This window comes from Microbacterium sp. Bi128 (assembly GCF_918698205.1).
In genome coordinates this window covers 1-8,309 of record NZ_CAKKMM010000164.1, presented here as the reverse complement: position 1 = coordinate 8,309, position 8,309 = coordinate 1, and the positions used below count along the sequence as shown (strand labels likewise).

General features: G+C 70.9%; 10 protein-coding genes. 3 read left to right on the top strand and 7 right to left on the bottom strand.

From position 1 onward, the window contains the following. From LQV45_RS12950 to LQV45_RS12935, 4 genes are all read right to left on the bottom strand, one after another. Positions 1–2,429 (bottom strand): bifunctional lysylphosphatidylglycerol flippase/synthetase MprF (locus LQV45_RS12950; protein ID WP_230007383.1); only part of this gene is annotated, 2,429 nt, incomplete at its 3' end. 144 nt (positions 2,430–2,573) lie between these two features. After that, positions 2,574–2,927, bottom strand: coding sequence for a hypothetical protein (locus LQV45_RS12945; protein ID WP_230007382.1), 354 nt, complete (start codon positions 2,925–2,927; stop codon positions 2,574–2,576). A gap of 74 nt (positions 2,928–3,001) precedes the next feature. Beyond that, a complete protein-coding gene (locus LQV45_RS12940; protein ID WP_230007381.1) occupies positions 3,002–3,181 on the bottom strand; it encodes a hypothetical protein in 180 nt (59 codons plus the stop codon). Further along, positions 3,178–3,729: a MarR family winged helix-turn-helix transcriptional regulator gene (locus LQV45_RS12935; protein WP_230007380.1), complete on the bottom strand. Its 552-nt coding sequence runs from the start codon at positions 3,727–3,729 to the stop codon at positions 3,178–3,180. Before LQV45_RS12935 ends, LQV45_RS12940 begins: the two co-directional genes overlap by 4 nt. Positions 3,730–3,844: 115 nt before the next feature. On the opposite strand from LQV45_RS12935, the gene LQV45_RS12930 reads away from it, so the two are divergent. From LQV45_RS12930 to LQV45_RS12920, 3 genes are all read left to right on the top strand, one after another. Next, positions 3,845–4,225: a hypothetical protein gene (locus LQV45_RS12930; RefSeq protein WP_230007379.1), complete on the top strand. Its 381-nt coding sequence runs from the start codon at positions 3,845–3,847 to the stop codon at positions 4,223–4,225. 1 nt (position 4,226) lies between these two features. Beyond that, complete coding sequence (locus tag LQV45_RS12925; protein ID WP_230007378.1) at positions 4,227–4,568, top strand: hypothetical protein; 342 nt, start codon at positions 4,227–4,229, stop codon at positions 4,566–4,568. A 192-nt stretch (positions 4,569–4,760) separates the two neighbouring features. After that, entirely contained in the window at positions 4,761–4,919 is a 159-nt protein-coding gene (locus tag LQV45_RS12920; protein ID WP_171024413.1) for a hypothetical protein, read from the top strand. 43 nt (positions 4,920–4,962) lie between these two features. Here the strand turns inward: LQV45_RS12920 and LQV45_RS12915 are convergent, their stop codons facing one another. The 3 genes from LQV45_RS12915 to LQV45_RS12905 all read right to left on the bottom strand — a co-directional run bounded on the left by LQV45_RS12915 (position 4,963) and on the right by LQV45_RS12905 (position 8,246). Further along, on the bottom strand, positions 4,963–6,438 hold the full coding sequence (locus LQV45_RS12915; RefSeq protein WP_230007377.1) for an NAD(P)/FAD-dependent oxidoreductase: 1,476 nt from the start codon (positions 6,436–6,438) through the stop codon (positions 4,963–4,965). Beyond that, complete coding sequence (locus LQV45_RS12910; RefSeq protein ID WP_230007376.1) at positions 6,435–6,938, bottom strand: SRPBCC family protein; 504 nt, start codon at positions 6,936–6,938, stop codon at positions 6,435–6,437. Before LQV45_RS12910 ends, LQV45_RS12915 begins: the two co-directional genes overlap by 4 nt. A 135-nt stretch (positions 6,939–7,073) precedes the next feature. Beyond that, positions 7,074–8,246 (bottom strand): ATP-binding protein, encoded by a 1,173-nt coding sequence (locus LQV45_RS12905; protein WP_230007375.1) that lies wholly within the window; start codon positions 8,244–8,246, stop codon positions 7,074–7,076. Between the last annotated feature and the right edge of the window lie 63 nt (positions 8,247–8,309).

Below are 8,309 nucleotides of genomic sequence, written 5' to 3'. Positions count from 1 at the left end.
GGGTAGATCATCCACATCGGGGTGAACTCGGGCTGGAACTTCTTCTTGAAGTTCGCCAGGGATCGGAAGCCGTATGCCGGTTCCAGCAGCGCGCTCAACTGCCGAAGGAAGCGTTCGACCCCGTCGAGATCGACATCCGGGTCCTCGTGATGGAAGGCCAGGGGCGAACCGGAGAGGCTCAGGACGCGGCATCCTTCGGCCCGCAGCCGCTCGACGACGGCCCCGATGACGAATTCCATCACGCCGTTCATCGCGTCGTGGCGGCGACGCATGACATCCAGCGCATACCCCTGGACACCGGATGCCGCGTACACCGGGATCCAACTGGTCACGGCGACCACATGGCCGCGTGCGTCCCGCGCGATCATCATGCGCACCTCGGGGTCCGCCATCTGATCGACGCCCCCGAGGGTGAACTCCATCTCGGGGATCGTCTTGTCGGCGACCCAGGCCTCGGAGATCTCGCGGATCTGCGCGCGGTCGCGGAACGACAGCTCCGCCCACGAGGTCCACTCCGCGCGCAGGCCCTCGCGTTCCGCGCGGTTGGTCGCGGTGCGCACGTCCTGGCGCTTCTTCCCGGCGGGCGTCCACGTCAGCGGATCCAGTCGGGCCTCTTCGGCGACCCGCGTCCTGCTCCAGCCGAGCGGCTCGAGGGACGCACTCTCGGCATCGTCGACGCTGTAGAACACCGGCGTCCAGCCGCGTTCGCCGCAGAAATCGACGAAGGCCCGAGCGACGTCGGGGCGAGCACGGTCGCGCCCGAACGCCCCGCCGAGGGTGACGGCGATGCGCCCGCGCACGCGGTAGGCGATGGCCGCGTCTGCGTCCGGGGCGAACCAGTACGTGTTCCCCGGCCACGTGGTCATGAAGGACAGGGAGCCCCCGCCACCCCGTGCCAGCACGGCACGGGCGCGGGTGCCGTCCCCTGAGCGCTCCACCGACCCGGGGCTCAGGACGAAGCGGATCGAGGCGATCACACACACCACCCAGAAGACCGCCGACGGCGCGTACCACACCGCTTGCGCCCACCCCGTCTGAGGCACGTACGCCACCGACTCAGCCGGCAGCAGCGATGGCGGGAGCAGGCGCAGGGCGAGTCCCTGCGCCACCGCCGACGGCCCCGGCTCGGGCGCGAAGTGGTTCGAGAGCGCGATGGTCCCCACGAACGCCGTCACCGAGGCCCCGAACGCCGCGAGACCCACGGTGCCGAGGAAGAGCGCACGGGCCCCACCCGCCGACCCGATCCGCGCGGCGTGCCGGAAGACGAACAGCGTGATCGCGACCGCCAAGGGAACCAACGCCCCCACCACCGCCCCGACGAGGGTCTGCCACCCGTACGAGGCGTCGTCCGCATCGCGCGCGACGGCCAGGGCGGCGATGGTGGCGGGCTCGGCGGCGGCGAAGACGTAGGCCATCCCCGCGAAGACGAGCAGATTGACCGCGATCGCGATGCCCAAGGCGCCGCGGCGTCCGCGCAGGATGCCCCAGGACGCGACCAGGAGCACCGCCAACGGCAGGACGGCGATCCAGCCCGCGTGGGGCTGGAGCTCACCGGTCGACCAGCCGCCCGCCGGGCAGGCGACCAGGGCGGCGGCCCCGGGGACGCACACGCGCCCATCCACGACGGTGAGCGGATCCCACGAGAGCCAGCCGTAAATCGAGAGCAGCCCGGAGCCGCTCCCCCACAGGGTCGCCACGACCGGCCCCACGGCGGTGACAGCCGTCAGTGCGGCCAGGAGGACACGCGTCTCGTGGTGGGAACTGCGCTGCACGCGCAGCGTCGCCCGCCGTCCGCCGAGGAACGTGCCGAGACCGAGTCCGACGGGCAGCGCGATGAGCGCGTACAGGTCGTTGGCGGAAGCGGAGTACAGGAACAGCGTCACCGCCAGGAAGGTGCTCGCCCAGCGCACGCGTCGTCGCCACAGCGCCCCCAGGAAGCAGCTCGCGGTCATCGCCACCACGAGGAGCGCGGCGACCGGCGGCGCTCCCGTGAACGGCTCGTCGTTCAGCGGGAGGCCCGCCAGGAATGCCCCCTCGACGACCCCGACCGCCACCCCGACGACCGACGTCGCCAGCCCGCCACCGAGGAAGGCGAGGAGCATCCGACGCGGTCCCATCGCGCGCTCCGCGAACACACCGACCACCAGGACCGCGATGAGGACGACCGGCAGCAGCGCGAGGTCCTCGACCGTGAAGAGACTCCGCGCGATCTCGCGCACGTCGAACGGGCCGTCACCGAACGAAACGCTCCGACGCACCTGGAGGATGCTGACAAGGGCGATCACCCCGGCGAGTGCAAGGGTGGCGTTCGGCGGGAGGAACCGACCGAGGATCCGCCACGGCCCCGCGGAGGCGGGAGGCACCGAGACCGTGTGGTTCGGTGGGGCATCCCGCGCGGGCGGGGGCGAGACGACGGCGGTCGGCGACATGGGGCTCCGATCGGGTGAACGTCACCCCGCGCGACACGCGAACTGACGATCCATCGTCTCCACAGCGGCGTACGGGTGTCATCCACCCCGCGGTGTATCCGTCCCCGCTGACCGGCGGGGCCCATCGACGGACACCCTCGGCGGTCAGGCCTGGGTGGGGTGGTCGAAGTCCCAGTCCACGAGGGCCTCGTCGGGGCCGCTCTCGGGCTCGACGAGCCGCAGGGCGGACCGAGGGAAGAGCCGGTGGTTGCGCAGGTCGTCGGACGCGGCGGAGAAGTCGGGCTCCTCGCCCTCCCAGTCCAACGGCGCCGACAACACGTTGTTACCCATCCCGATCACCAGTTCGGCCTGCGCCACCTTGTTGTCGTCGGTGACGATGGGGATGCTGATGGCCTCGGCCTGCCCCTCTTTGGCCACGGCGGCGGTCAGTTCCACGAGGGAAGCGGCGACGTCGTTCGTCGTGATCACGGTCTCTCCGGCGTACGTCACACATCTCATGCGTTCCAGCGTGACGAGCCCGCTCCGCCCCCGGGGGGCGGGTTGCGTCGATCCGACCGGTGGGATACGCGGCGTCAGTCGCGGCGCTGGGCGGACCGGAACATCGCGGCATCCAGCTCGAACCACACCGCGCGCGCGGTGTCGAATTCCGCGAATCGCGCGGGAGGCGCGTCGTCGATACTGAGGCGGTACCCCCGCGGAAGGTCGTCCACGTGCTGTCCGTCGCGCGGGCCGCCGACGAGCACGTAGATCACGATGACGGCTGGGATCCGGCGTCGACCGCGACGCCATCGACCGCATCGCTCATGCGGTGGAGGAAGTCCACGACGACCGCGGACTCCTCAGCGGACATGTCGATCACGGCGGCCAGCATGCGATCGTGCATGTTGCCGAGCGTTTGACGCACTTCGGCATGCGCGCGATCGGTGGCGTGGATGAAGATGCTGCGCCGGTCGTCCGGGTTGGCGATGCGGGTGATGTGACCGGACCGCTCGAGACGATCGAGGATCGCCGTCGTCGACGCGGTCGACAGCCCCAGATACCGCGTCAGCTCGCCGGGGCGGACCTTCGCGTCGGATCCGCGGAGCAGGTAACGCAGGACGAGCAGTTCGTTCTCGCCCATCGACATGGAATCGCGCGTACGTCGCCGCATCGCCAGCTCTGCCGCGCGATAGACGCGCAGAGCTTCGAGAACCGCCTTGCTGCGCGCTCGCCGATCACCGGGTTCTTCGCCGTACCAGTAGGTGTCCGAGTTGCGATCTCCGGGGGAGAGGCTCTGGGACACCGCACGCATGTCCGTCATGGCGTACGCCCCTTGTCGTCGTTCGGGAAATCATACAACGGAACAAATAGTTCGACAAACTAGTTACTAAACGAGTATGTTCTTCCCGTAGCTAAACGACCGAAAGGAGCTCGCCATGGGATCCCTCTACTACGGCACAGCGACCGACCCCATCCGCATTCCGGACCGCCTCCTCTCGCACCTCAAGGTCGTCACGGCGACCAAGCTTCGCCGGAGCGAGAGCTTCACCCTCAGCTGGACCCACGTCGACGGCTCCCCCGGTCGTTCCACCCTCTGGCTGCAGCCCGCGATCCCCTTGCGGTTCGTCTTCGACAGCGCCGAGCCCGAGCAGCTGAACGCCCAGATCCTCAAGGACATGGCGGACATGGCCAACTCCTCGGCGGGCCTGGTCGTCGCTCTCGACGCCGAGATCCCCTCGGCCGATCCCGCTGCCCGCCCGTCGACCACTCGGCCCGCCGCGCCCGCCCGACGCGTCGCCATGCGAACGGCGGCCTGAGATGTCCGCCCCCACCGTGGCATCCTTCCCCGCGCTCACCCATGCACGGGTGATGTGGGCCAAGGTCGACTCCGGGTTCTGGGTCGCGCACCGCGACGGAGAGTACTTCGGCTGCGTCGATCGCGTGGCTGGCGGCTTCGTCGCCCGCGACGCACACGGGGTGCCGATCGGACGCTACGACGAGCTCGAGATCGCGAAGTCGTCCCTGCGCTCCACCACCGATCCGGTCAACACCGCCCAGCGGCGCCGCACCGAACGCGCCGTCGTGATTCTCGCAACCGCGGCCGGGAGCGCGGCAATGGCGTTCGCGCTCACCGCCGGCGCTCTCGCGCCCTTCCTGTGAGTCCCACCGCGGCACTCGACCTCCGCGACGACGCGGACGATATCGAGGATGCCGAGAGCCCCGAGTTCTCCGCGCGCCCCGGGATCCTCGCACGGTAGTCCGCACTCGCGCGCCAGGCCCTGGACACCGGTCGCGGGATATGCGAGCGTCGGCTGGGTCGCCGATCCCCCGGCGCACGAGGATGGGAGTCTCATGACCGACCACACCGCATCCGACCGCCCGGACGACGACGCCCCCGACGCCGACAGCAACGGCGCCGGCTCCGAGTCACCCGAAGAGGGTGCCGCAGCGCAGCACGACGCCGACGAGTCCGCCGACACCGACGCGTCCCCCGCCGGCCCGATCGACTGAGCCGTCCCGCTGCCGGACGGATCCGGCAGCGGGCCACGGCCCCTTACCCGGGCGCGAGCTGATCGTCCCGCGGAGCGAGGTCGGGGCGCAACCGGGTCCCGAACTCGTGACGCAGCGCGCTGAGCGCTGCCTGCCACCCCGCGAGCCCGTGTACACCCGGGCCGGGGCTGGTCGACGACGAGCACAGGTACACGCCCCGCACCGGTGTCCGCCACGGGTCGGGACTGTAGACGGGCCGACCGACCAGCTGCGGCAGCGACGGCGCGCCCGCCGAGATGTCTCCGCCCGGGAAGTTGGGGTTCCACCCGGCGATGTCGACCGCCGTACGGGACGACGAGGCCAGGATCGTGTCGCGGAACCCGGGGGCGAAGCGCTCGATCTGCGCGACGACGGCCGCTTCGCGGTCGACGGCGCTCCCCGCCGGGACGTGCGTGTACGCCCACAGCACGTGACGTCCCGCGGGCGCACGGGTGGGATCGAACAGCGACGGCTGCGAGGCCAGCACGTACGGCGCATCCGGGAGCTCCCCCCGGACCACCGCGTTCTCGGCCGCGGCGATCTCGGCGCGCGTCCCGCCGATGTGAACCGTCCCCGTCCGGGCGACATCGGGATCGGCCCAGGGCACCGGGGCGGACAGAGCGAAATCGATCTTGGCCACCCCGCCGCCGTAGCGGAAGCGCTCCATCGCACGGCGGTACGCCCACGGCATCCGGTCACCCACCAGTCGGACGAGGGCCCGCGGCGTGACGTCCAGCAGCACGGCACGCGCGGGGGGAAGCTGCCGCAGGTCGGCGACGTCGACACCCGTGTGCACGACACCCCCGTGCGCGCGCAGATCGGCCACCATCGCATCGGTGATCGACTGGCTGCCCCCCACGGGGATCGGCCAGCCGCGACCGTGGGCGTAGGTGGCCAGGACCAGTCCCGCGCCGCCCGCCGCCAGGCTCGGCTGCGCCAGGATCGAATGCGCCGAGACGCCCGTGATCATCGCCGGAGCCGTGTCCTCGCGGAATCGCGCGTTCCACCAGGGGCCGCCCTGCTCGAGGGCCCGGAGACCGAAGAACACCGCCGCGAGAGGGTCACCGGGTACCCGCAGCAGCGCGTTGCCGGTGAAGTCGGCGACCCCGCGCAGATGCGACACGAGCGGCGACATGAGTCGCGCGTACGCCGCTCCGTCGCGGCCGATCGCCTCGGCCGCGCGGTCCAGGTCGCGGAAGGCCAGGCCGGCGCGGGCGCCGTCCAGCGGGTGGGCGAACGAGACCTCGGGGACGACGAAGGGGATGCGCCGTTCCAGCCCGAACTCGCGGAAGAACCACGACTCCAGGGCGAGCGGATGCACCGCCGACCCCAGATCGTGACGGAATCCGGGGAGAGTCAACTCGCCGGTGGAGGCCGCGCCGCCGAGCGTCGTTTGACGCTCGTACAGGGCGACCGAAAGCCCGGACCGCGCCAGGGTCACCGCGGCAGCCAGACCGTTCGGGCCCGACCCCACGACGATGGCGTCATAGCTCTCGCTCATCGCTGCACCGGCTCCTGCTCCGCCGTCGAGGCCCGGCCGATCGCCGCGGCGCCCCCGGTGGTTCCCGGAGCCCCACCCTCGGCCAGGTACGCCAGCCGGTGGAGCGTCTCGGCATTACGCCATCGGGTGATCGCGTCGAACACCACGTCGGGCAGCAGCTTCGTCGGGCCCGTCACCGGCTCTTCCTGCAGACGCACGACGCACACCTCACCGCGGGCCTTGACGTCGATCGAGACCCGCGCGACACCGATCGGACCCCCGTGCGGCTCGAGGACCGCGCGGTACGGAGGCTCCCACACGCGCATCACGGTCGTGTCGTTCACGAGCGCGGGCCAAGAACCGAACGAGTGATGAAGCTCCGCACCTTCGGCCGGCCACGCCTCGGAGACGTCGCGCATACGCGAGGCGCCCACCACCCACAGCGGATACAGCCATCCGTTGGCCAGAACGCGGAAGACATCGTCGGGTGAGCACTGCAGCAGTCGCACATTGCGAGCCATCGGGGGAACTCCTCCTCGTCCTCGGTCCGAGAGACGGGCCGGAGCCCGGACTTCCGACCGGATATCGACCACGCTACGGGGCCGCGGGTCGAGAGGTCACGATGGTTGCGCGGGCGCAGCGCGCCCGTTAATGGATCATGCAGCGGGCAGCACGACCCACGCGCGCGTCCCGCCCGCGGGCGACTCGTCCAGGCCGATGTGTCCCCCGTGGGCGTGCGCGATCCGACGGCACGTTGCCAGCCCGATGCCCAGGCCCTGCACCTCCGCGTCGTGCCCGCGCTGCATCGGCTCGAACATGCGGTCGCGGAGAGCCGGATCGACCGGATCCCCGTTGTCGTCGACCACCAGGCGCCATCCGTCCGGCAGCTCCTGCACCGTCACGACGACGCGCGGGACGCGTCCCGCCGCCACGGTGAACTTCACGGCGTTGGCGATGAGGTTCTGCAGGAGCACGCGCAGAAGCGTGTCGTCGGCGCGCACGAAGGTCGCGGCATCCACGACGATCTCGGCGCCCGCACCGACGACGGCGTCGTCGAGGTCCTCCCGCACCGCATCGACGATCTCCGCCGCGTCGACGCGGGTGAAGCGCGGGCGCGATCCCCCGACCCGCGCGAAATCGAGCAGGTCGGTGACCATGGTCGTCATCCGCGCGGCCGCGGACTCGGCGCGGGCAAGCGACCGGGCCGCGTGGGGCGCATCGACCATCTCCGGGCTGTCGGCGGCGAGTTCGAGGAACCCGGCCAGCGCCGTCAGCGGATTTCGGAGGTCATGGCTGACCTGGGTCGCGAACTGCTCCAGCTGGGTGTTCGACTCGGTGAGATCCCGCGTCGCCCGCCGCAGCTCCAGAACGTCGATCACCTGGTGAGCGAGCAGGTCGAGCGCGTGCGCGCTGGCATCCGACAGCTCGCCGATCTCGTCATCGAAGACGCACAGCGTGCCGATGGCCACGCCCGCGGGGGTGACGAGCGGACTGGACGCGTAGAAGCGGACGTGGGCGACTTCTCCCGTGACGAAAGGGTTCTCACGAAACCGCGGGTCCCGTCGGGCGTCCGCCACGACGACGCGACGCGGATCGACCAGGACCGCGGCGCACATGGAGTCTTCGAGGGAACAGGATGCCGCGCGGATTCCGACCGCCGCGACCTGGTGCTGCGCTCGGTCGTCGATGACGTTGATGACCGCTGTCGTCACACCGCAGATGGTCGCCGCCAACTCCACGAGCCCCTGCAGGTCGGGCTCGGGAACGGCCCCGACGATGCGATACCGGTCGATCGCGTAGCGACGCGTCACCTCCTGAGCTGTGGACACGTCATCCCCCGCAATCATCCCCGAACCCCGAGCCTAGCCGCACGGATACACCCTGTGACGGAC

Coding starts and splice junctions, on each gene's coding strand:
- LQV45_RS12915 (WP_230007377.1), bottom strand. CDS start 6,438: ATGAGCGAGAGCTATGACGCCATCGTCGTGGGGTCGGGCCCGAACGGT.
- LQV45_RS12945 (WP_230007382.1), bottom strand. CDS start 2,927: ATGAGATGTGTGACGTACGCCGGAGAGACCGTGATCACGACGAACGAC.
- LQV45_RS12925 (WP_230007378.1), top strand. CDS start 4,227: ATGTCCGCCCCCACCGTGGCATCCTTCCCCGCGCTCACCCATGCACGG.
- LQV45_RS12920 (WP_171024413.1), top strand. CDS start 4,761: ATGACCGACCACACCGCATCCGACCGCCCGGACGACGACGCCCCCGAC.
- LQV45_RS12935 (WP_230007380.1), bottom strand. CDS start 3,729: ATGACGGACATGCGTGCGGTGTCCCAGAGCCTCTCCCCCGGAGATCGC.
- LQV45_RS12930 (WP_230007379.1), top strand. CDS start 3,845: ATGGGATCCCTCTACTACGGCACAGCGACCGACCCCATCCGCATTCCG.
- LQV45_RS12910 (WP_230007376.1), bottom strand. CDS start 6,938: ATGGCTCGCAATGTGCGACTGCTGCAGTGCTCACCCGACGATGTCTTC.